The organism is Citricoccus sp. NPDC079358 (assembly GCF_040702545.1).
Classification (GTDB): domain Bacteria; phylum Actinomycetota; class Actinomycetes; order Actinomycetales; family Micrococcaceae; genus Citricoccus.
Genome location: NZ_JBFBLI010000011.1, coordinates 13623 through 36350, shown reverse-complemented (window position 1 = coordinate 36350; position 22728 = coordinate 13623). Strand labels below are relative to the sequence as shown.

General features: G+C 69.7%; 13 protein-coding genes. 2 read left to right on the top strand and 11 right to left on the bottom strand.

The window, feature by feature from the left end; all coding sequences use genetic code 11:
• Window positions 1-176: 176 nt before the first annotated feature.
• The 11 genes from AB0333_RS13180 to AB0333_RS13130 all read right to left on the bottom strand — a co-directional run bounded on the left by AB0333_RS13180 (window position 177) and on the right by AB0333_RS13130 (window position 20606).
• Window positions 177-1862, bottom strand: a complete 1686-nt coding sequence (locus AB0333_RS13180) for a serine/threonine-protein kinase (protein WP_366219123.1) — start codon at window positions 1860-1862, stop codon at window positions 177-179.
• Complete coding sequence (locus tag AB0333_RS13175; protein WP_366219122.1) at window positions 1859-4009, bottom strand: FHA domain-containing protein; 2151 nt, start codon at window positions 4007-4009, stop codon at window positions 1859-1861. Before AB0333_RS13175 ends, AB0333_RS13180 begins: the two co-directional genes overlap by 4 nt.
• 2 nt (window positions 4010-4011) lie before the next feature.
• Window positions 4012-4893, bottom strand: coding sequence for a PP2C family serine/threonine-protein phosphatase (locus tag AB0333_RS13170; RefSeq protein WP_366219121.1), 882 nt, complete (start codon window positions 4891-4893; stop codon window positions 4012-4014).
• 14 nt (window positions 4894-4907) lie between these two features.
• On the bottom strand, window positions 4908-6218 hold the full coding sequence (locus AB0333_RS13165; RefSeq protein WP_366219120.1) for an RDD family protein: 1311 nt from the start codon (window positions 6216-6218) through the stop codon (window positions 4908-4910).
• Window positions 6219-6226: 8 nt separating this feature from the next.
• Window positions 6227-8752 carry a transglutaminaseTgpA domain-containing protein gene (locus AB0333_RS13160; protein WP_366219119.1) on the bottom strand — a complete coding sequence of 842 codons (2526 nt, stop codon included), beginning with the start codon at window positions 8750-8752 and terminating at the stop codon, window positions 6227-6229.
• Between the two features lie 23 nt (window positions 8753-8775).
• A complete protein-coding gene (locus AB0333_RS13155; RefSeq protein WP_366219211.1) occupies window positions 8776-9990 on the bottom strand; it encodes a DUF58 domain-containing protein in 1215 nt (404 codons plus the stop codon).
• A 193-nt stretch (window positions 9991-10183) separates the two neighbouring features.
• Window positions 10184-11260 carry a MoxR family ATPase gene (locus AB0333_RS13150; RefSeq protein WP_366219118.1) on the bottom strand — a complete coding sequence of 359 codons (1077 nt, stop codon included), beginning with the start codon at window positions 11258-11260 and terminating at the stop codon, window positions 10184-10186.
• Between the two features lie 90 nt (window positions 11261-11350).
• On the bottom strand, window positions 11351-17539 hold the full coding sequence (locus tag AB0333_RS13145; protein WP_366219117.1) for an Ig-like domain-containing protein: 6189 nt from the start codon (window positions 17537-17539) through the stop codon (window positions 11351-11353).
• A gap of 160 nt (window positions 17540-17699) precedes the next feature.
• The gene (locus AB0333_RS13140; protein ID WP_366219116.1) at window positions 17700-19118 is read right to left on the bottom strand and encodes an adenylate/guanylate cyclase domain-containing protein; all 1419 of its coding nucleotides are present in this window, start codon (window positions 19116-19118) and stop codon (window positions 17700-17702) included.
• On the bottom strand, window positions 19102-19746 hold the full coding sequence (locus AB0333_RS13135) for a PH domain-containing protein (protein ID WP_366219115.1): 645 nt from the start codon (window positions 19744-19746) through the stop codon (window positions 19102-19104). The genes AB0333_RS13140 and AB0333_RS13135 overlap by 17 nt, the downstream gene beginning before the upstream one ends.
• A gap of 53 nt (window positions 19747-19799) precedes the next feature.
• Window positions 19800-20606: a biotin--[acetyl-CoA-carboxylase] ligase gene (locus AB0333_RS13130; protein ID WP_366219114.1), complete on the bottom strand. Its 807-nt coding sequence runs from the start codon at window positions 20604-20606 to the stop codon at window positions 19800-19802.
• A gap of 196 nt (window positions 20607-20802) precedes the next feature.
• Here AB0333_RS13130 and AB0333_RS13125 point away from each other — a divergent pair, with 196 nt between their 5' ends.
• Window positions 20803-22389: an acyl-CoA carboxylase subunit beta gene (locus AB0333_RS13125; RefSeq protein ID WP_366219112.1), complete on the top strand. Its 1587-nt coding sequence runs from the start codon at window positions 20803-20805 to the stop codon at window positions 22387-22389.
• The gene (locus tag AB0333_RS13120; protein ID WP_366219111.1) at window positions 22386-22724 is read left to right on the top strand and encodes an acyl-CoA carboxylase subunit epsilon; all 339 of its coding nucleotides are present in this window, start codon (window positions 22386-22388) and stop codon (window positions 22722-22724) included. Before AB0333_RS13125 ends, AB0333_RS13120 begins: the two co-directional genes overlap by 4 nt.
• The last annotated feature ends 4 nt before the right edge of the window (window positions 22725-22728 follow it).

Sequence of the window (22728 nt, the reverse complement as noted above, 5' to 3'; positions counted from 1 at the left end):
TGGACCCGTTGGCCTTGCTCGTCCACGCTCATCGCCACTCCCCCTGGTTGAAGATCTCAGTCCCATGATGCCGGTCAAACCTGTCCAAAGCCGTCATTGTGGCGCCCTGGCGGTTCCGTGCCCTGCCATGATCTCCCCGTGCTTGCCTTGCCGCGCCTGCCGCACAGGCAGGGCAGTCAGTCCACACACCCCACGGTCGGGTCAGACTGCTTCCCGTTGGACCGGATCACCACGACCTCGATGCACGTCCGGTCCTCCTCCAGCACGGGGGTGGTGGCCGTGGCCTCGTCCGCGGTGGTAATCCGGCCCTGGCCCGTGGCCGTGGACGTCCTCCACATGTAGGTGTCCCCCTCCTTCGGATCAGGGTTCTCCCACGTGAACACGGCTTCGGCTCCGTCCGCGGTGGCCGTCACGTTCTCGGCTGCCGCCACGGGATCCTCGGGTTCCGGCACCGGCAGGCCCGGTGACTCACTGATGAAGCTGGGGTCCGGGTCCTCCCGCGGCTGGACGGCCATGCTGTTCGCCAGCCAGACGGCACCCACGATGCCCAGCACCAGCACCACCAGTGAGGCGATGATGCCGACCTTGTTCTCGCCCATCCAGGCGGCGAACGGCGAACCCGACTGCTGTTCCTCCACGCGCCGCGCGGTGGTGCCGTCGGGCTCCCACTCCCCGCCGGCGTCGGGGTAGGACCTCGCGGGGCGCGACGGCGCCCGGGAACCGGCCAGGCCGCCGCCGACGCGCCCACCCATGATGGTGGGATCGTCGTCCGGGGTCGGACGGGCCGGCGTCGTGCCTTGGGCAGGCCGCATGACCGTGGCATCATCCACGTCCTCCTGCGGACGTCCCGGCGCGGAGGGCGGGGGCATCGGCGGGAAGTGGCGTGAGGTGTTCGTGGAACCGCGATCAGGATCGATCGAGACGATCTGCCGCACGCGGGTCGCGTCCCCGCCCTCCTCGACCTCGTCATCCTCCGCTTCCAGCGAGCCGGACTCGTCCATGACCTCGAACGGCGTGACGGACAGGCCCAATTCGGTCTGGACCCGCTGCAGGGCCAGCGCGAAGGAGTGCGCCGACGGGAAGCGGGAGCCGGGGTTCTTGGCCATCGCCGTGGACAGCACCAACTCCAGCGAGGCGGGCATATCCGCCCGGTTCAGGGGTGGCAGCGGAGCTTTGGCGATCCTGGAGATCAGTTTCTTCTGCGAGTTGTCCGCCCCGGGCCGCACGAACGGGGACCGCCCGGCGAGCAAGGTGTAGAGCGTGGCCCCGAGGGACCACACGTCCATGGCGAACCCGTCCGGGCTCCCCCCGGTGAAAGCCTCTGGCGCGGACCAGGGGATGGACATCCCCGCGTCGTCGTCCAGCATGTCCGTGGTGCCGGAGATGCCGAAGTCCGTCAGTGCGGGGCGGTTGTAGTCTGTGGTGAGGATGTTGGCCGGCTTGATGTCCCGGTGCACGATCCCGGCCCGATGCGCGGACTCCACGGCGGAGGACACCTGGATGCCGACGGCCAGGACCTCATCCACGCCCAACCGGGAGCGGCGGTAGCGCAGGTCCAGGGAGGGCCGGGAGCAGTACTCCATGGCCAGGTAGGAATGCCCGTCCTCGGTGATGTCCGCCTCGTAGATCGTGACGATGTACGGGTGGGAGGACAGCTGGGCCATGAGGTTGGCCTCGGACTCGAAGGACTTGCGCGCCCGTTCGGTCTTGAGGCCGGAGAGCAGCACCTTGACGGCCACCTTGCGGCGAGGCCGGTCCTGCTCGTAGAGGTAGACGTCCGAGAAGCCGCCGGAGCCCAGCAGGCTGACGTACCGGAATCCGCCGATGTGCGGCGGCGGGGCCGGTGGCCGTTTACCGCTCACAGCAGCCCCTCGAAGCGCGCCGAGACGCCGTCGCCCAGATCCGCGATGTCACCGTCCAGCACCATCAGGGACTCGCCCTGCCCCAGCCGTCGAGGGGCCTGCCCCTCGCGGATCAGCACCGTGCCGTTCGTGGCCTTGAGGTCCCGCAACTGCACATGCCATCCCTCCAGCACCACCTCGCAGTGCGACCGGGAGATGTCACCGTTGGGGCTGCGGACCTGGATCATGCGCGGCATGGTGCCGGAACCGACCCGGTGAGCCTGCGGCTGGCGCCCGATCACGGCCGGGCGGTCCAGCTCCACGACTTCCCCCGTGGACATGCGAAGGCGGCCCAGTGAGGGCCGGCGCAGCTGTTGTGCCTCGCCAGAGAGGGACTGACCGCAGACACCGCACGTGGCGTTGGTCGGCGGATTGGCATGCCCTTGGGAACACTGGCGGGCCAGCACTACCGGGCCCGTCGTCGGCGGTGGTGCCGGAGCGGGGGTGGGTGCGCTGGTCGGCAGATCCGGGAGACCGAGGTCCGACTTCATCACGGTCTCACCGTCATGGTCCTCCTCCATGGCCGCGGTCCCCGCAGGGCCCGACGCCGGCCTGGCCGGGGTCGCAGGAGGGGCGGGGATCGGTGCCGGGCCGGGTGCCGGGCTAGGTGCAGGATCAGGAGCAGACGGCGACATGACCGTGTCCGCGTCATCCGCGTCCTGTGCGTTGGTCGGGGCACCGACCGCGGCATCGGAGCGGGGCTCCGAGTGGTCGTGCGAGTGGTCGTGCGAGTGGTCGTCCGGCGAATGGTCCGGGGCGACCGTCATCCCAAGATCAGCGGGGACCTCGACCATCTCATGGGCGGCCGGCTCCGGAGGCGGCGTCGGGACGGTCTTGCGGGCCGCGGCCAGCCACGGCACCGAGTCGATCAACTCCTGTGGGCCGGGGACGGCGCTGCTCGGCCGGGACCGACGGTCGTTCGGAGTCTCCACGGCTCTCGGTGAGGCGGGGGCTGAGGCGATGGTCCGTTCATCGACATCGGCGGCATCCGTGCCCGCCTCGCTGGGAGCCTGCTGCTGCTCGCCGGTCTCGTCGCCGGTCTCGTCACCGGTCTCATCGCCGGCCTCATGACCGTTCTCGTCGTCGGCCGTCTCCTTGATCGGCTGGACCTGGGTGGTCTCACCCGTGGCAGCCCGTGCCGGCTCGAGTTCGGAATCGGACGGCTCCGAGCGGGGGCCCGGCACGATCGTGGCGTTGATGTCCGGTTCCTGGTCCGGTTCCGCCGCGTCCTCGGGACCGGCCTCGGCAGCGTCGAGATCAGTGTCAGCCGACTCGCCGTCCTGAACCTCGGACGTCTCTGCATCGCCGACCTCGGGAGCTTCTACAGCGTCTGCGGGGGCGGACGGCTCCTCCTCATCCACTTTGCGGGCAGAAGTCACCCCTAAGTTCTGCCCGGAAAGTGAGGGGGTGGCGGGCTCGTGAGGGGCCTCCCCGGCGGGATCGGTCGAGGACTCTTTGTCGACAGCATTCGCCGTGGTGTCGGCAGCAGCATGGTCGGCGTCGGCGTCCGCAGTGACTTCGGCTTCGGCTTCGACTTCGGCTTCGGCGTCGGCGTCGGCTTCGGCTTCGGCTTCGGCTTCGGCTTCGGCGTCGGCTTCTTCGCGATCGTCCTCCACCGGCTCTTCGGCCTCGCCCGGCTCCGACTCGGACCGCAGCACCAGGTCCGCGTGCAGGGAGGCCAGCCGCACGGCCCCGGACTCCAGGGGCAGGTTCTCCACGTCGGCGACGGCGTCGTCCACGAGCACCTCGAAGGACTCCACGCCGTGGACGACCCGCTCGTTCCACGTGGCCACCCCGGTGCCGATCAGCTCGGTGCGGCTGCCGTCGGTGCAGTTCATCCGCAGAACCACGTCGCCACGCAGGATGGCGTGCAGTGTGGTGCCCTCGCGGAAGGACACGATGGCGAAGGAGGGCAGTCCCGTCAGGTCCAGGCGGCCGGACAGCACGGTGGCCAGCAACCGCTCGACGCCCGGGGTCCCGGCGAGCAGGTCCCAGGCCACGGCGGCCGTCTCCTCGCTGGCGTCCGCGGGCAGCGCCACCAGGCACCGGCCGCGCACGAGGCCCAACCAGGGGCCCGCACTGTAGCGGACCTTCGCCGTCTGGCTCATCGTCATTCCCCTTCACCCTCGTCCATGCCGAACACGCGCTCCCCGTTGACCATTCGTCCACCGCTGCCACCGTCGAACCGGGGACGTGTGGTCTGCTGCTCGTCCGCCTCGCCGGGCCGCGGTGATGTGGACTCGCGGTCGCTCTCGGCCTCCGTGTCCTCCACATCCACCACGATCACCGTGATGTTGTCCCGGCCGCCACCGTCCAGGGCCCGCCGGATCAACGCGTCCACGGCGTCCTGCGGCGAGTGGTTCTCGGCCAGTTCGCGGCGGATCTCCTCGTCGGGAACCTCGGACGTCAGTCCGTCCGAGCAGACCATGAGCCGGTCCCCGTCATGGACGGACAGCATCCAGAAGTCGGACGTCGAGGCCTCCCCGGTGCCCAGGGCCCGGGTGATGACGTGCCGGCGCGGGTGGTGCCGGGCCTCCTCATCCGTCAGGTAGCCCTCGTCCACCATCTCCTGGACCTCCGAGTGGTCCACGCTGACCTGCTCGAATTCACCCTCGGAGAGCCGGTAGGTGCGGGAGTCGCCCACGTTGAAGACCATCCAGTACAGCCCCTGCAGTTCCCGGACGATGGCCACCCCGGCCAGCGTGGTCCCCGCACGGGATCCACCGACTCGGCGAATGGCCTGGTCGGCCGTGACCATGAGTTGCTGCAGCTCGTCGGCGGTGAGATCGTTGCGGACCTCCTTGACCCCCGCGGCCAGCGTCTCCACGCAGATCCGGCTGGCGACCTCGCCGGCCTCGTGGCCGCCCATGCCGTCGGCCACGGCGAAGAGGTTGCCGGTCACCACCAGCGAGTCCTCGTTCAGTTGCCGGCGCAGGCCGCGGTGGGAGCCGAAGCCGTAGTTGAGGCGGAAAGGTCTTTGGGGTACGTCCACACTGGCATTCAAGGTCATGCAGCCGACACCGTGAAGGAGCGGTCACCGAAGTGCACGGTGGACCCGACCGCCGCCAGAACGGGCTGGCCGGGATCGAGGCGCTGACGTTCGCCCCCGCGCGGCGTCACGCCCGAACCGTTGGTGGAATTGCGGTCGGTCACCCACACACCGGTCGAGTCGACGGTCAGGTGCAGGTGCGTCTTGGACACAGAACGGCCCATGTCAGCGAAGGGGATGAGCAGGTCCACGGTCTCGCCCGCGGCGGCGGCCGGGTTGCGGCCCACCAGGGCCGAGCCGGCGAGCACGTGGCTCTGGCCGTCGTCGAACCGGAGCTTGACGGCAGTGGGGCCGGCGTTCACCCGACTGCGCAGCTGGGTGGAGCCCATCTCCTGGTCCGGGTCGCCCGGATTCGCCGTCTCGGCGGCGCCGCCGACCAGGACGACCTGATTCTCGTTGTAGCCCGAGGAGGACTGCCCTGCACCGGAGGTGGCCGGGACCTCCGCAGGAGCCGGGGCTGACGGTCGGGGGGCGGCCGGTGCGTTGGCCGCCGGCTGAACGGCGGGAACCGGGTGGGCTGCAGGTGTGCCGGTCGCTGGTCCGGGGACGGGGCCCGACGGCGGCTGGGCCGGCTGCTGCGGGGCGCTCGGCTGGGGTGCCCCGGCCACGGCCGGCTGGCCTGCGCCGGGCACGGAGGTGATGGGACCGGCGGCGACGGCCGGGTTGAAGGCCGGCCAGCGCGAGGCGGGCGGCACGGACACACCGGTCTCCGGGTGGCCGGGGTCCCCGGGCTGCAGGGCGCCGGGCGCGAAGGTGGAGGGGCCGTAGAGGCCGCCGCTGGTCAGCGGGTTGCGGCCGGTGTTGACGTCCACTACGAGGGTGCGGGCCACCTTGTCATGCCAGCCCTGGCGCTGGTGGTTGGTGTCCCAGATGTTGGAGAGCAGCATCAGGATCGGACCGATCACCGGGACGATACCGCTGACGGAGATGATGACCCAGCGCAGGAAGATCGCACCCCAGCCGGCGGGAGTGCCCTCCTCGGAGGTGACGCGCAGACCCAGCACCAGGTTGCCGGGGGTCTTGCCCGCGGACGCCTGCCAACCCCACAGCCACACCGTGTAGGCCAGGGACACCACCGAGGCGATGAGCAGGGCCATAGTGTAGGTGGCCACCGCCTCCTGTTGGGCCACCCCGGCGGAGTCCAGCACCGCGGGGAACGTGGCAGCGGTGGCGATGCCCACGGCCAGCGCCGGAATGATCTGGTCGATCACCCAGGCCGCCAAGCGCTTGCCGGCCGGTGCGTTGACCAGGTTCAGGGTTTTCTGCACGGGGTACCTTATTCCTGTTTCTCGCGAGCTTGCTGGTCCACTGTACGGACTCCGCGGCTCCGGCCGCCATGCCGGGCACTGCGGGCCTGACGCTCGGCGGTCCGGTCGCCTCCGCGCCGTTCGGCCATCCGGGCCCGATCCGCCTGGCGCTGCTGTTTCTTCAGCTGACGGCGCTGCCGGCGGCGGGCCCGGGCCTCGAGCATGAGCGAACGCGGCGTGTACTTCGCCCGGAACCGCTGCCAGCCGCTCACCGAGCCGCGCATGCCGGCGATGTTCTCGTCGACGCGCGCCCAGTAGTCGGCCACCTGGGCCTCGTTCGGTTCCCCCGGGCCGAAGACGGCCTGGTCCGCGCGCCGGGCCAGCAGCGTGGTGCCGGCGGCCGCCGTCGGGAAGGTTCCGGCGAGCTCCGTGGCGTGCTCGCGCCGGGTGCCGGAACGCTGGGGTTCGGAGCCGAGGTCCGTGGCGAGGCTGAGAACCTCGGACCAGCCGCCCGAGACCTGCTCGGCGGGCGTCTGCGCCTCACGCCGCCTCTTGCGGCGGCGACCCTTGAGGACAGCGATGATGAGCAACGGGATCATCAGGATCAGCAGCGGGATCAGCGAGTAGACCACGATCATGACGATCTGGCCCCACTGGTCCCACCAGGACCGTTCCTCCTGCTCGGCGTCCTGGGGCTCCGGTGCCGTGTCCGGGGGCAGGTCGGCCTGCTCCTGCGGCGGGGGCGGGGGCTGGAGCACCTGCGGCTTGGGCGTGGACTTCGGTTCCTGCTGCGGCGGCGTGGGGACGTTGTCCTTGTCCGGGGTGGGGTCCAGGGCGACCCAGCCGACGTTCGCGAAGTTGACCTCGACCCAGGCGTGGACGTCCTTGCCCTTGATCTGGATCGGGCCGCCGTCTGCCGCGTAGTTCTCCGGATAGAAGCCCATCACCACGCGGGCCGGGATGTCCAGGGACCGGGCCATCAGGGCCATGCCCACGGCATACTGCTCGTCATCACCGATCCACTGCTCGGCGTCCAACAGCTGGGTGATGCGGCCGGCGTAGTGGCCGGAGAGCGAGGTGACCTCGCCCTCGCGGCCGTTGGAGAAGGCGCCGGACTCGTGGAGCGTGGACGCCAGGCCACTGACGATGCCGAAGGGCTGGTCCTGGTTGCCCGTCAGTTCGGCGGCCTTCTCCGGGACGATCTGCGGCACGCCGGTCAGCTCCGGCATGACGATCTCGCCGTAGTCCTGTCCCTCGAGGTCCTCGGACGCCACCTGCACCGGGAAGACCACGTCCGCGGTGTAGGAGTCCCCCTCCTGCAGCGGGATGGTGGACAGGGCGGTTTCATTGCCGTCGTTGTAGTAGAGCGACGTCGAGAGCTGGTCCGCCCGCGGTCCCTGCAGCACGGCGCCGCTGAGCTTGCCGCCGCCGGGCAGCCAGACCCCGTTGTAGGCCTCGATGCTGATGTCCAGGGTGCCGGTGGCCCGGTTCGGGATCTCGGTCTCGGCGGTGCCGGAGAGCCGGGAGGCATCACCGACGGGCGAGAAGTTCCCTCCGGACTGCGGGTTCACGTTGTAGACCATGCCGTCATAGGCGTCCAGTGCGGCCAGGCGGACGCGTTGCCCCTCGGGCAGCCCCTCGACCGTGAACAGGACCTCCTCGTGCTGGTCCTTGACGTACTGGCGGAACTTCATCAGCGGGCTCGGGTAGTCGAACAGCTCGATGGGGGGATCCACGACGTCGCGCAGCACCTTGCGGTCCTGGTCCTGCAGCAGCAGCGGCGAGGCGGAGGCGGTCAGCAGACCGGCCACGGCGAGCACGGCGGCTCCCATGCCGACGCGGCGCCACACCATCTTGCGCGCGGTCGCCGGGTTGGACACGGTGGTGGTGTCCGCCGCGTCGGCACCGGTCTGGGTGCCCTGCACGCGCATCCGGTGGTGACGCCAGGCGAGCCAGGCCACGGCCCCCATGATCAGCAGCATTCCGCGCACCACGGCCATGGGCGCGTCCTTGGTGCCGAACATGATCCCGACGACGGTCATCACCAGCACGGGGATGACGGTCCAGTAGGGCAGGCGGACCCGCCAGGCCAGGAGACCGGCCACGAGGGCGGTGAGCATCCCGGACAGGTACGGCGCCACGAGCATGCCGCCGTTGACGCCCACCGGCGCGGCCACGGTGAGGATGTCCTTCCAGGCCGTGACGGGGCCCGTCACCAGGACCAGGAGTGCGTCCAGGCTGGGCAGGAAGCCGCCGGCGGCCTCGGAGGGGGCGGCCAGCGCGAACCCGAAGACGAGGTAGCCCAGGACGGCCGCGCCGGCGGTCCTCCAGACATTCCAGCGCAGGTAGGCGCTGGCCAGGGCGACGCCGAGGCCGAGCACGATGCCGCCGAATCCGGCCACCAGGTAGTGCCAGTCACCGGCGAAGGTGTCCTGGAAGCCCAGCAGGCCGAGGCCGAGCAGCACGATCAGCACCGCTGCGTCGATCGCGATCTGGGCCCAGGAGAAACCGAACCTGAACCCCTTCTGGCGGGGCTGCTTCGGCAGGGTGGGCATGGACTCCCTCGCGCCGCGGACCATCATGCCGCCGCCTTGCGCAGGGCCAGCCCGAGGTCCTGCAGGTCGCCGATCGAGACGACGGTGAGGTCGCCGATGTTGGCACGCTGGGTCTCCAGGCCGTGGGCACAGCGGATGGCGAACGCACGCACGCCCGGAGGCACATGGTTGGTGGCCTTGCGGAGGTCTCCGGCGGTCGGCTGGTCCCCGGTGATGAGGAAGAACACGGAGGCGTTGGGGACGTGGTCGGCGGTCTCGCGCGCCACATCCACACTGGTCTTGCGCAGGGGCTTGCCCTCGATCCGGGTCATGTCATCCAGCATGTTGCGCCCCGTCTCGGTGTGGACCGGGCCGGCATGGGTGCGGATGGAGAGGTTGCGCTGTTCCTTGAAGGCCTCGAGCCCGATGGAGGACGCGACCGAGACAGCGAGCTCGAAATCGTTCTCCGTGGCGTACTCGGACGTACTCGTGGACAGGGCGATGGCCAGGTGCGCGCGCCGGGTCTCCTCGAACTGGCGCACCATGAGCTTGTTGGTGCGGGCCACCGTCTTCCAGTGGATGTGGCGGCGATCGTCCCCGGGGACATAGTCACGCAGCGCGTGGAAGGAGACGTCCGCGCTGGACAGGTCGCGGGTGGGCAGGCCCTCGAGGTCGCGGATGAACCCGGCCGAGGACCCCTGCAGTGCCACCGTCCTCGGGTGGACGTACAGTTCCTCCGGCTCGGTCCACTTCAGCTGGCGGCGCAGCAGGGCCAGCGGATCCTGGCGCACGGAGCGCACGGGGCCGACCGTGATGACCGCACGGCGATGCGTGGGGATGGTGAAGAGGTCCTCGTGCACGGAGCCCGGGCGCATGCGCGGCAACTGGAAGACGGCGGTGGCCCGCCCCACGGGCAGTTCCATGGCGGCCGGCATCAAGGCCTTGTCCGCCGTGTTGGTCACCTCGATCGCGCCGACGGCACGGTCACCCACGGCCACGCGGGACCGCGCCAGGTCCAGGTCCACCCGGTAGGAGGACCGGCCCAGGATGAACCCGATGGCGAGCAGCAGCAGGAACACGCCCACCAGTCCGGCCACGATGGCCTCGGCCCAGCCGAAGACGAGACCGACGATCCAGGACCCGACGGTGATGACCAGCACGAGCCATCCCAACGGCGAAATGATCTCCAGGACCGGCCGGGCGTGCTTGCCCCACCACCCCGTCGCGGCCTCGCGGGCCGGTTCGGTGGTGACCGCCATCGTCTCCCGCAGGCGCCGCCAGCGGTCCTGCAGCTGCACCGCCGCCTTGCTGGCCCGTTCGGAGGACTTCGAGGGGCCCTTCGGCGGTCGGGTGGCCGTGGGTGCTGAACCACGGCGTCCTGTGGCCTTGGCGGATCGCCGCGAACGCCGCGTTTCGGGTGATGACTGCGTGCTCATGTGGTGCGGGGGCCTCTCAGGCGCCGGTGGCGGACGAGCCACCGCGGTACACGGTGTCCTCGTTCGCTTCGTTGGCGGTGGAACCGGCAGCCGGGCCAGACGCCATGGCGGCGGCCGGCTCGGGAGCCTCGGACCGGTGCTGCGGGGCGCCGACGGTGGCCAGGACGCGGGTCAGGACGGCCTGGGGGGTGGCCCCGGCGAACTCGGCCTCCGGGTCCAGCACGAGCCGGTGGGTCCACACGTGCGGGGCGAGGTCCTTGACGTCATCGGGCAGCACGTAATTGCGGCCGTAGGAGGCGGCGCGCACCTTGGCCGCGCGCACCATGGCCATGGCCCCGCGCACGGAGACACCCAGCCGGGTCTCGTCCGCCAGGCGCGTCTCCTCGGTCAGCTCGGCGATGTAGTTCAGCACGGCCCCGTCCACGTGCACCGTGGTGGCCAGTTCGGTCATGTCCTGGATGGCCTGGGTGGTGATGATCGGAGTCAGGGCGCCGGAGCGGTCCTTGGTAGCGGCGCCGGAGAGCAGTTCCACGGTGGAGTTGCGGTCCGGGTAACCGATCGAGGTCTTGATCAGGAAGCGGTCCAGCTGGGCCTCGGGGAGCTTGTAGGTGCCGGCCTGCTCGATGGGGTTCTGGGTGGCGATGACCATGAAGGGGCGCTCGTTGGTGTAGGTGACGCCGTCCACGGTCACCCGGGCCTCCTCCATGACCTCCAGGAGGGCCGACTGCGTCTTCGGCGAGGCACGGTTGATCTCATCGGCCAGCACGATGTTCGCGAAGATCGGCCCCTGGTGGAACTCGAACTCCTGCGACTTCTGGTCGTAGATGGTCACGCCCGTGACATCGGAGGGCAGCAGGTCCGGAGTGAACTGGATGCGCGAGTGGGTGCCCTTGACCGTGGCGGCCAGCGAGCGGGCGAGCATGGTCTTACCGGTGCCCGGGGCATCCTCGAGCAGGACGTGGCCATCCGTGAGCATGGCCGTGAGGACCAGCGAGATGACGTCTTCCTTGCCCAGGATGGCCTGGCCGATGTTGTCCGAGATCTTCTCGAACGTCCCGGCGAACCACTCGGCCTGTTCGGTGGTCATGGTCATGGGTGCTGCTCGCTTTCATGGTGCTTCAGAAGTGATGTCGTGTGCGCAAGGGCGCATTCTGGAGGGTTGGGGCGGCCGGACAATATCCGGCTACCAACTAGCGTTGTTGGATCTAACCCCGTTCACTGTGGCGTGCGCCGGCATTTTGAAGTTGGACTGCAGCACACAGGTGAAGTTCTCCCGCCCGTTGCCGTTCCCGTCACTGCGGATGTCATAGGAGTTGTTGGAAACGGTCTCCCCGGTGCTGGCATAGCACTGCGCCGGGAGGGTCTTGTTCGCCGGGAAGCCCTTGATCTCCACGTCGAACTGGTAGCAATTGCTCGGGCATCCGTCGTAACTGTTGTTCGACGGTCCACGGCGCAGGATGACCTCGGGCTCTGGCGGTGGGGCTGGCTTCGACTCAGCGCTCTGGGTCCACGACCGCGCCTTGCCTTCGCTGGGGGTGGCCGTCACCGTCAGAATCCGCTTGTCCGAATAGCCGGTGCTGACCGTCTGGGACCCGTCGTTGGGTGTGTTGCCCGCACCAGAGATGCTGACCGTGAGTTTCACCGGACGGCCGTTGGCGTAGGCGCTCTCATTGGAGTTCCAGCTGAAACTCACCTGCTTCTCCCCACCGGTGGCCTTGATATTGGAAGCGTCCTTGATCGGTCCGTAGGCGCTGGTCTGGTTGGAGGCCGCGGAGGGGTCTCCGGCACCGGCGGCGTTGAGCGAGCGGACCTTGACGGTCACGTTCTTGCCGTTGCTGCCGACATTGATCGTGCTGCCCGGGCCACCCAGCCGCTGCCAGCTGCCGCCTCCGACCTGGTACTGGTACCCGGTGATGGGCGAGCCGTTGGCCGAGCCGGGGCTGAAGTCCACGGTGAGGGTGTTGTTCGATCCAGTGGCGGCGATGGCCGGCTTGGACGGTGCCTTGGGCCGCCCGTACGGCGTCACCGCGGTGGACTGGGCCGAGGCCTCGGAGGTTCCCACCCGGTTGGTGGCCTCTACGGAGAACGTGTAGGACGAAGTGGTCTTCAGGCCCGGAACCTGCTGTGAGGTACCACTGGTCTCGATCGTTTTGAACAGCGAGCCGCCCTCGTACACGTTCAGGGTGTAGCCCTGGATGGTGGCACCGTTGTTATTCGGCGCGCTCCACTTCACGTTGGCCACACCACCGTTGACGGCGGACTCGGCCCGGGAGGCCGAGGGGGCCAGGGGCTGCATGGGCACACCGGCCGGGATGATCGAGGACGACCAGCCGGAGAACTCGCTGGGCCGGTCCGCGTCATTCACGGCCTGGATCCGGACCTGATAGGCCGTGCCGTTGGTCAACCCCTCCCAGGTGGTGGAGGTGCCGGAGACCGATTTCTGGGACACGCCGTTTGCGGGCGCCGGGGAGATCTCCACGGTGTAGGAGGAGATGGGCGAACCGCGATTCACCGGAGCGCTCCACGTCAGGTCGATCTTCTGGTCACCGTCCGTGCCTGCCGGCGGGGCCGGCTGTTCCGGCTCCACGTCCGGCCGAGCTGGGGCGGAGGAGACCGAGGGATCGGACTCGCCGACCTCGTTCATGGCCGTGACAGCGAAGGTGTACTCCTGGTTGTTCGTCAGACCACTGATGGTGCACGTGGTGGCCGCGCACTCCTGGTTCACGCCGGCGGCGGTCACCGTGTAGCCGGTGATGGCCGCACCGTTGTTGGCCGGCGCATCCCACGTCAGCACGACCTCCGAGTCGCCCACGGAATCTACGCGCGGCACGCCCGGCGCCTCGGGGACACCCTTCACGTTCAGTGTGATGGTGCCGATGACATTGCGATCCGGGTCCTCCGTCATGTCCTGGACGGAGTACTGCACGGTCATCTGCCCGACGAGGTCCTCGGCGGGGGTCACCACCACATCATCTCCGGAGATCACCGCGTTACCGGAACCGCCGGTCACTTCGGTGCCCGTCAGCTTGAGGTCGCCCTCCCCCTCGAACGGATTCACGTCATTGGCAAGCACCGGAACGGTCTCGGCACGTCCCTGGTTGGCGTCCGGCACGGTGTCCGGGTTCGCCACGGTCAGGGGGCGGTCCGAGGCGTTGACCGTGAGGGTCACCTGGGCCGGCACGGGATCGGATTTGCCGTCCGTCACGGTCACCTGGACGGTGCCGCGGGTGCCCTTCGGGGTGTCTGCTCCGGCGTTGGCGGTGAGCACGGAGCCCTCGAGGTTGACGTCCACGCCCTCGATGGCGGACTCCCCCAGCGCGAAGGTGAGGTTCTCGGCGTCGTCCGGGTCCGGGTCGGAGGCGGCTTGGGCGAGGTCGAGGGTCGCCGGGTCGCCGCCAGCGGACACCTCCATGGTGTTGGACTGGAACAGCGGCGGGTTGTTCTCATCCGGTCGCGGCAACACGCGGACCGGCTGGGTCAGGACCGCCTTGAGACCCTCGGCGTCATCCGGTCCGGAGCCGTCCGTCACCTCGAAGGTCACGGAGGCGGCCCCGGTGAAGTCCGCGGGTGGGGTGAAGACCAGCTCGGTGGCGGAGCGGACCAGGCCGCCCTCGGACTCCGGCGTCGAGGACACCTTGGATTCCTCGGTGAGTCGCGGCGACTTTCCGTCCCGGACCACCACCAGGTCATCCAGGTTCAGGGGCAGTTCCTCTCCGGCCATCACCTCGATCGGCGCGTCCGAGCGCAGTATCGGGCGGGCCTCGCCGGCCCCGGGGACGATCACGAAGGCGTAGGCGGAGAGGTCATCGGTATCCGTGAGCCGGTAGGTGATCACCTGCGGGTTGGACTGCACGGGGGCCACCAGCTGGTTGTCCTCCGTGAGTGTCACGCCCTCCGGGTTCTCCGGCAAATCCACGGTCAGGTCGTCCGGGGTGCCGTCCGGGTCCTCGTCGTTCTTCAGCAGGTCCACGGTGACCTGGTCCTGGTCCACGGTCTCGCGGAAGGAGACGCGGTCGTCCCGGGCGATCGGCGCACGCAGCGGCGCGTCCGGGTCCGACTCGACCGTCAGCGTTCCGGTGTCCTGGCCACCGCGGCCGTCGGTGATCGTGTAGCGGACGGAGGTGAAGCCGGCCTCGGGCGGCGAGGTCAGCAGGATCCGGCCGTCCACCAGGGCGGCGTCCGAACCCTCGGTGGCCTCCAAAGTGTCCACGAACTTCAGCTCGTCCCCGTCCGCGTCCGTGTCATTGGACAGCACGTCCACGGCCACGGGACGGTCCGGGCGCACCTGGATCGAGTCGTTGACCGCCACGGGAGGGGTGTTCTCCTGTGCCACGGGGGCGATGCCAACCATGATCGTCCCGGTGGAGCGGGCGCCGAGGCGGTCCTCGACCACGTAGGTGAAGACGTCCGTTCCGGTGGAACCGGCCGTGGCCGTGTACTCGATCGAGTTGGCCGTGACCTTGGCGGACCCCTTGGTGGGGGGATTCTCCAGCTGTACCAGGGACACCGAGTCCCCGTCCGGGTCGATCCCGTCCAGCGGGATCGGGATGGCGACGGTCTCGCCGGAGAACACGCGGCCCTCCACCGTCTCCGGCGACGGCGGTGAGTTGTTCTCCAGGTCCAGCGCGTTGACGTGGAACGTCACCCGGGCCGAGGCCTGCTGTCCGTCCGGACCGGAGACGGTGTAGACGGCGGAGACCGTCTTGGCCTCCTCGCCGGCACGGAACCGGATCTTGTTGTCCGAGACGGACACCAGGCCGTCCGCCTCGTCGATGCCCTCGGCCAGCTCCGGCTCGAGGGTGAGCTCGGCGCCGTTGGGATGGACGTCATTGTCCAGGACCGGCACGGTGACCACGTCTGACGCCCGTACCACGGCGGTGTCCGGGTTGGGCCGCGGCGGCTCCATGGACTCGGGGGCCGGGATCGGGATGACGGTGACCTCGCCCTTCGAGGCGGCCGTGCCGTTCGTGACGGTGTAGGTGAACGTCACCGGCTCGGTCAGTCCCTGCTGGTCGGTGACACGCAGGACGGCGTTGCGTTCCACCGAGACGTTGAAGGGGGCGTCCTCCGGCACGTCCACCTGCTGGGCCACCAGTACGCCGCCCTCGGGGTCGGAGTCGTTGCCGAGGATGTTGACCAGCACCTCGCCGTTGGCGGGCAGCAGGGCCACGTCACGCACGGCCACCGGCGCACCGGTGTTCTTGTCCGGGTCCTTGACGTCTACCCGGATCAACCCCGGGGCGGAGGCCGGCCCGTTGGTGGCGACGTACTTCAGGTAGAAGGTCTTCTCCTGGTCCGAGCGGAACGCCACGGTGCCCGTGTCACTGTTCATGCTCACGTCCGCACCGGAGATCGGGTCCACATGGGCCAGGCGCAACTCGGTGCCGGTCGGGTCGAAGTCGTTCTCCAGGGGCGAGAAGGTCGCCTCCTCCCCCACGTTGACGGTCACGTGGTCCGTGGCCGTGATCGGCGGGGCCGCGCCCTGGGGCAGCACCTCGATGACCACCCGGCCGGTCTCGGACTCGCGGCGGTCGGAGACGGTAATCTCCAGTTCCTTGGTGCCGTCGGTCTTGCCGACGTCCTCGAAGGTCAGCACGCCGTCCGGGCGCACCCGCACCACGTCGCCGTCCTCGGAGACCGCCCCCATCAGCTGCAGGTCGTCCCCGTCCGGGTCCTTCCAGTCCGTCAGGATGTTCTGCGAGACCTCGGTGCCGGCCTGGACCCGCAGGGTGGTCACCCGTTCCTGGACGGGCTTGCTGTTCTCCTCCTCCGGGACCACGCGCACGGTGGCCTGGGCCTGGTCGGTGCCCCCACGCCCGTCGTCCGCGGTGTAGGTGAAGGCGGACGAACCACTCGCGTCCTCGGGGACCACCATCTGGAAGCCCGTGCCGTCGTAGATCTCCTGCAGAGTCCCCGTCTCGGGCTGATCACCGGCCAGTTCCGCAGTCAGCAGATCGCCGTCCGGGTCCACGTCGTTGAACAGCACCGGCAGGGCGGTGGTGCGCCCGGCTCGGACGCCGAAGGTGTCATCTTCGGCGACGGGCTTCTGGTTCTCCTCCTGGCGGTCCGGCAGTTCGATGGAGTCGGTGATCTCGTCCGACTCCTCTTCCTCCTGCTCGCCCTCGCCCTTCGGCGGTTCCAGGTCTGCCCAGTTATTGACGATCTTCATGCCGTCCGCCACGAGCCAGGTGTTGCCCTGCGAGATGTCGTTGAGCACCACCACGTCCCGGTTGACGCGGAACTCCATCTGGGCCTCGGCCGGCATCTCGGGGATCTGCTCGGTGGTGTCCTGGGCATCGTCGTCACAATCACGCTGGTACAGGCCGGAACCCTGCCAGGCCGCGTGCGTGCAGGTCCCCACGCGCACCGGCTGGATCGGGGTGCCGGTGGTCTCCACCGTGGTGTACTGCGCTTCCCCGCCGTCCAGCGGCATGGTCGCGGTCTTGTTGGCGAGCGCGACGACGGCCCCGGCCGCCTCCGGTCCCGGCGCCTGGAGCTTTCCCCCGGCCGGATCGACGACGCTGGAGGTCTCCCCCTCGGACGTGACCAGGGTGCCGGAAGCCGCATCGAAGACGACGCCCGTCTCCCCGACGGCCGAGATCTGTGGCTCGGCCATCCCGGCGAGCCCGTCGATCTCGGTGGAGGAGACCTCCCGGAAGCCGGCCGGGTCATCGTCCGCGCCGTCGTCGTTGTCTTCCGGGGCGCCCGATGCGCCCTCGGAGTCCTGCTCATCCGCCGGGACCTCGCCGTCCCCGACCTCTTCGGTCGAACCGTCCTGATCGGACTGCTCGCGCAGCTCCTCGTCCGTCAGCGGGCGGAAGCCCTTGATGAGGTTGGCGTCCAGGTCCGCCACCCAGACCGTGTCATCGCGGCCCACGGCCGAGAGCACCCGGCCCTCGCCCTCGTAGAAGGGGTCCGCGGACTCGGAGGCGATGGCCCCGAGGTTCTGCGTGGTGGCCGCGTAGACCCGGCCCTGCTCCGAGTCCGAGACGGCCACGATCCTCTCGCCGTAGGAGAAGGAGGAATTGGCCGGGAGCATCGTCTCGTCGGAGAGCACGAAGGCGGCCGGGTCCACGGTGGTGGCGGCGCCCATCTCGAGGTCCCGGAGGTAGACCTGGTCCGCGTGCTGCGCCAGGTCGAACTCGGTCATCGTGGTGGCCACGCCGCCGTCGAGGGTCTGTGACTGGTAGTTGAGGTGGGCGACCTTGTTCTCGGCCGCGTTGACCACCCACACGCCGCCGTCGTTGAGGTCGACGTCCGCGGTCTGGAACCCCGGATAGAGGATGGCGCCGGTCACGGCCACGGCGGAGACACCGACGAGCGCCGTCGCCTTCAACGCGCCTTGGCGCCCGGCGCCGAAACCTGTCCCCACGTTTTTGTCCCCCGATGGTGAAATCACGGGCCATGCTGCGCGCCAACGGCACAGCGACCACTCCACGGGAGTCTAGCGGTTCAGCCGACGGCGCAAACCTGAAATAGCCCTGAGGGGATGGGTAGTTCTCCCCATGTGCGTCGGTTGCCTCCAGCCGAGGTCAATCGACCACAAGACCGTTACCGGAGCCGGGCATGAGGATGGACGGCCGGATCTCGCCGAATCCACGGACCATCCGTGGGGGCTGCGGGACGAGGACGAACCGATCGTCCGCCTCCAGGGCCATGGCCGTCATCGCGTCCACCAGGACGGTGCCGGGGTCCGCGAGCGCGGTCAGCCGGGAAGCGAGGTTCACGGTGGGGCCGTAGATGTCCCCCAGCCGGGAGAGCACGCGGCCCCAGACCACGGAGACGCGGGACGAGGGCAACACGGGATCGTCGGCCATGGCCTGTGCCAGCGCCAGACCGATCTGGGCCCCGGCCTCCGGTGTCTCGGCGTTGAACAGCACCTCGTCACCGACCGTCTTGACCAGCCGGCCGCCGCCGATCGAGATGATCTCGGCGCACTTGTTCTCGAAGCGCTGCACCATCTGGGCCAGGGTGCGCTCGTTCATCTGCCGGGACAGGGAGGTGTAGGAGACCATGTCCGCGAAGCCCACCGCTCGGGCCAGCGGCAGTGGGGCGTCGTCTTCAGAGCCGTCCCGGCCCACGGCACTGGCCGCCAACCCTGCCTCCACCCGGACGGTCAGGCGCTGCAAGGCTGAGTTGAGCTGCCGCCGGTAGGAGTAGGCCATGACCTCTTCGAGCGGCTCGATGATCTCCGGCAGCATGCGGACCACCTCGCGCCGGGCGCTCGGGTCCGTCATACCTTCACTGATCTTGTTCTCCACGAGCGCCTCGATCTGCCACACGACCATGCGGTCCGTCATCTGGCCGATGGAGCGGGTCAGGGAGATGGCCGTCTCCTCGTTGAGGATGCCGCGCCGGACCAGGTCGATCATGGTGCCGATCGCGTCCGTGTCCTGCTGCGTGAAAGCCCGGTCCTCGTCCTTGACATTGGGGAAGCCCAGGGCGCGCCAGAGCTTGCGGGCCGAGATCAGGGAGACGCCGAGTTCACTGGCCATGTCCCGCCGCGTCATCGAGCGGGGCCCGCCCAGCAGGTCCTTCTCCAGGGCCGAGATCGCCTGGGTCCAGGTGGAGACCTCCTGCTCGTCCTCCAAGGCCAGCGCGGACGTGGTGGTGGTGTCCGGGGCCGGCTGCGGCCGGGCCTGGCGTTCCCCGCCCTCCGCGGGGACCTGCTCCATCTGCGCCGTCCGCCGCAGCGGAGCGTCGGCGGGGCCTGTCTCCGGGGAGGGGCCGTCCCCGGAGGCGGGGCCGGACGCCGGGGCAGAACCGGTCCCCGGGGCGGAACCGGACGCCGGGGCAGGGCCGGACGGCCGATCGTAACCGGACGGCTGGTCGGCCGTGGGCCGGACGCCCTCGGTCAGCAGCCCCAGATCACCGTGGTCATCCAGGGACGTCGGTTCGGGCAGGTCGTCCCAGTCGTCCATCGGACCGGTGTACTCAGCCACGGTAGCCACCCCTCATCATTCGTCCTGGTGCCGATCCGGGTGCCGATCCCGGCGCCCCTGGTGCCGGTCGCGGCGCCGGTCCCGGTGCGGGTCCTGGCTCCGCCGGCGGGCCGGCCGTCCCGGCGTGGGCGGAGATCTCCTGTCGCAGTGCGCCGATCTCCCGGAGGATCAGATCCCGGAAGCGCGCCGCCTCGGGCATGTTTGCGAGCACCCACGAGCCGCCGGCCCCATGGTCCACCAGGAGGTCCCCGGAGCGGCTCATCTTCTGGCCGCGGCGCTGACGCAGGCGCACGTCGTAGACGGAGAGCAGGTGCAGGGAACGCTCCCTGGACGCCCCGATCCCCGCTCGTTGCAGGATGCGGCGGCTGGTCAGCAGGGTGCGGCGGTTGAACCAGCGCCAGGCGGGGCGCAGGCATCCGAAGAGCAGGGCCGCGGCGGCCAGGATCCAGGCCACGACCGACAGCCAGCTGCGGGACTCCACCAGAAAGTCCGCCAGGTCCGGCCGGGCGAGGAAGCCCTGGACGTAGCCGGTGGCCAGGGCGATCAGCATCAGGCGCAGGACGGGCATCGTCAGGGCACGCGGGTGCGAGCGGGTACGCACGCGTACCTGCTCACCGGGTGCCAGCCTCAGTCCCACGTCGGACCGTCCTCTCCAGGAATCATCGGGTTGCCTCGGACTGCCGCAGTCCGTCAGCGGCGCAGGTGCACCACGTCAGCGGCGGAAACCTCCAGCAGGTCACCGCGTCGAGTGGTGCCGGGCACCGCTGTCTCCATCTTCCCACGGTCGGCCGGCTCCACGAGGAGGGTACCGCCCGGCCCCAGCGCCCTCGCGGTCCCCGTCAGCCGGGACTCGTCCGGCAGGTGCACGGTCACCTCGGTGCCCAGGGTCGTCAGCTGGCCCACGACGCCGGCCGCGGCCGGGTGCGCTCCGTCCACCTCTCCGGGGTGCTCGCGGACCGCGCGGCTGAAGTCGTCCAGCCGTTCCGACAGCGCACCCAGCACGGCGTCCAGCAGGTCCGGCGCCGAGGGCACGGTGCCCTCGGGCACCCACTCGGCGACCGACGTCGCCGTGGGGACCGGGGCCCCACCGGGGCCGAAGTCCAGGTTCAGGCCGAGTCCCAGTACGATCCCGGACTGGTCCGGCAGCACCGAGGCGAGGATGCCGCAGAGCTTGCGGCCGTCCTCCGCCAGCAGGTCGTTGGGCCATTTCACCTGGGCGGGCACTCCGAGGCTCCGCAGTTCTGCACAGGTGGCGGCGGCCGCCACCAGCGTGACCCAGCTGAAGTGCTCCACGGGCAGGTCCGGGCGCAGCACCACGGAGACGGACAGGGCCGTGCCGGGAGCGGTGGTCCAGCCACGCCCCCGGCGGCCGCGGCCCGAGCGCTGGTCCAGGGTCGCCAGGGCGGACAGGTGCGGCCACCGGTCCGGTTGGGCCGAGGCCTGGGCGATGAGCTGTTCCTGCGTCGAGTCGGCCTGCTCCAGCCACGTGATTGTCATGACTCCAGGTATAGCGGGTGGGACTGGTCATTCGCTGGACCTATCCGGGGGTCACTGGCCTCAATCTTGTGCGGTTCCTACAAGAGGCTGAGGTCCAGGCGTCACTAGACTGGGGCCTTGGCCGTGAAGTTCACGGGGTACGCCCCGAAACCACGGCCGCACCGCTTGTATGAAAGTTCCAACCGACGGAGGACCTGTGACCGAACCGGATCTGACCACCACGGCCGGCAAACTGCAGGACCTGGAACGCCGCCGGGCCGAGGCTGCCCTGCCGTCCGGCCAGGCCGCCGTGGACAAGCAGCACGACCGGGGCAAGCACACCGCCCGCGAACGCGTCGAGCTATTGCTGGATCCCGGATCGTTCACCGAGTTCGACGCCCTCGCGGTGCATCGCACCACCGCCTTCGGCATGGACCGGAAGAAGCCCGTCGGGGATGGGCTGGTGTCTGGCTACGGCACCGTCGACGGCCGCATGGTGGCCGTGTATTCCCAGGACTTCTCCGTCTACGGCGGCTCCCTGAGCCAGGTCAATGGCGAGAAGATCGTCAAGGTCCAGGAGTTCGCCGCCCGGAACGGCTGCCCGGTCATCGGGATCAACGACGGCGGCGGGGCACGGATCCAGGAGGGCGTCGCCTCCCTGGCGATGTTCGCGGACATCTTCCGCAACAACGTGATGTCCTCCGGCGTGATCCCGCAGATCACCCTCATCATGGGCCCCTCGGCCGGTGGCGCCGCCTACTCCCCCGCGCTGACCGACTTCATCATCATGGTGGACAAGACCTCCCACATGTTCATCACCGGCCCGGACGTGATCAAGACCGTCACGGGCGAGGATGTGGACATGGAGACGCTCGGCGGCGCCCGCCAGCACAATGCCTCCACGGGCACCGCCGCCTACCTGGCCGCCAACGAGGAGGACGCCCTCGAGTACGTGCGCGAGCTCCTCGAGTTCCTTCCCTCCAACAACCTGGCCGAGGGCCCGGTGGAGCCGTTCGAGGAGGAGCTGGAGGTCACCGCCGAGGACCTCGAGTTGGACACGCTGATCCCCGATTCGGCGAACCAGCCCTATGACATGCTCACCGTGATCGAGCACGTGGTGGACGACGCCCACTTCCTGCAGGTCCAGGAGCTCTACGCACCCAACGTGATCTGCGGGCTCGGCCGGGTCGAGGGTCATTCCGTGGGGATCGTCGCCAACCAGCCGATGCAGTTCGCCGGCACACTGGACATCAATGCCTCGGAGAAGGCCGCCCGCTTTGTCCGGTTCTGCGACGCCTTCAACATTCCGATCATCACGCTCGTGGACGTCCCCGGTTTCCTGCCCGGCACGGACCAGGAGTTCTCCGGGATCATCCGCCGCGGCGCCAAGCTCATCTACGCCTACGCCGAGGCCACCGTGCCGAAGCTGACCGTCATCACCCGCAAGGCCTACGGCGGCGCCTACATCGTCATGGGTTCCAAGAAGCTCGGCGCGGACCTCAACCTGGCGTGGCCCACCGCCCAGATCGGCGTGATGGGGGCCCAGGGAGCGGTCAACATCCTCTACCGCCGGGATCTCAAGGCCGTCGAGGAGTCCGGGGGTGATGTGGAGGCCAAGCGTGCCGAGATCGTGGAAGGCTACGAGGCGGAACTGCTCAACCCCTACCAAGCGGCCGAGCGCGGCTACGTGGACGCCGTCATCACCCCGGCCGAGACCCGGACGCAGATCGTGCGCGGCCTGCGGGCCACCTTCCACAAGCGCGAATCGCGGCCCGCCAAGAAGCACGGGAACATCCCCCTGTGAGCGGCCGGGACACCGTGGACCAGGCGGAGATCCTGCCGGCCACAGAGACGACAGTGACGGATACGATCCGGGAGGCCATGATGGACCCGCAGCACCCCACCCCAGACGCCGGCCAGGCACCGGAGCCGGCCCTGCTCGTCAAGGGCAACCTCGACGCCGAGGAGACGGCCGCCCTGACCGCGGTCATCCACGCCGTAGCCGCCCAGGCCGAACAGCATCGGCGTGAGGGCGCCGGCCGCACCGACCGCGACCGCACCCTGGACCGTCGGCGCCGCCTCGGACTGTGGGCCCGCCCCGGCTCCGGCTCCTGGAAGCACGCCGCCGGGCAGCGCTGAGCGG

Coding starts and splice junctions, on each gene's coding strand:
- AB0333_RS13175 (WP_366219122.1), bottom strand. CDS start 4,009: ATGAGCCAGACGGCGAAGGTCCGCTACAGTGCGGGCCCCTGGTTGGGC.
- AB0333_RS13160 (WP_366219119.1), bottom strand. CDS start 8,752: ATGCCCACCCTGCCGAAGCAGCCCCGCCAGAAGGGGTTCAGGTTCGGT.
- AB0333_RS13155 (WP_366219211.1), bottom strand. CDS start 9,990: ATGGCGGTCACCACCGAACCGGCCCGCGAGGCCGCGACGGGGTGGTGG.
- AB0333_RS13150 (WP_366219118.1), bottom strand. CDS start 11,260: ATGACCATGACCACCGAACAGGCCGAGTGGTTCGCCGGGACGTTCGAG.
- AB0333_RS13130 (WP_366219114.1), bottom strand. CDS start 20,606: ATGACAATCACGTGGCTGGAGCAGGCCGACTCGACGCAGGAACAGCTC.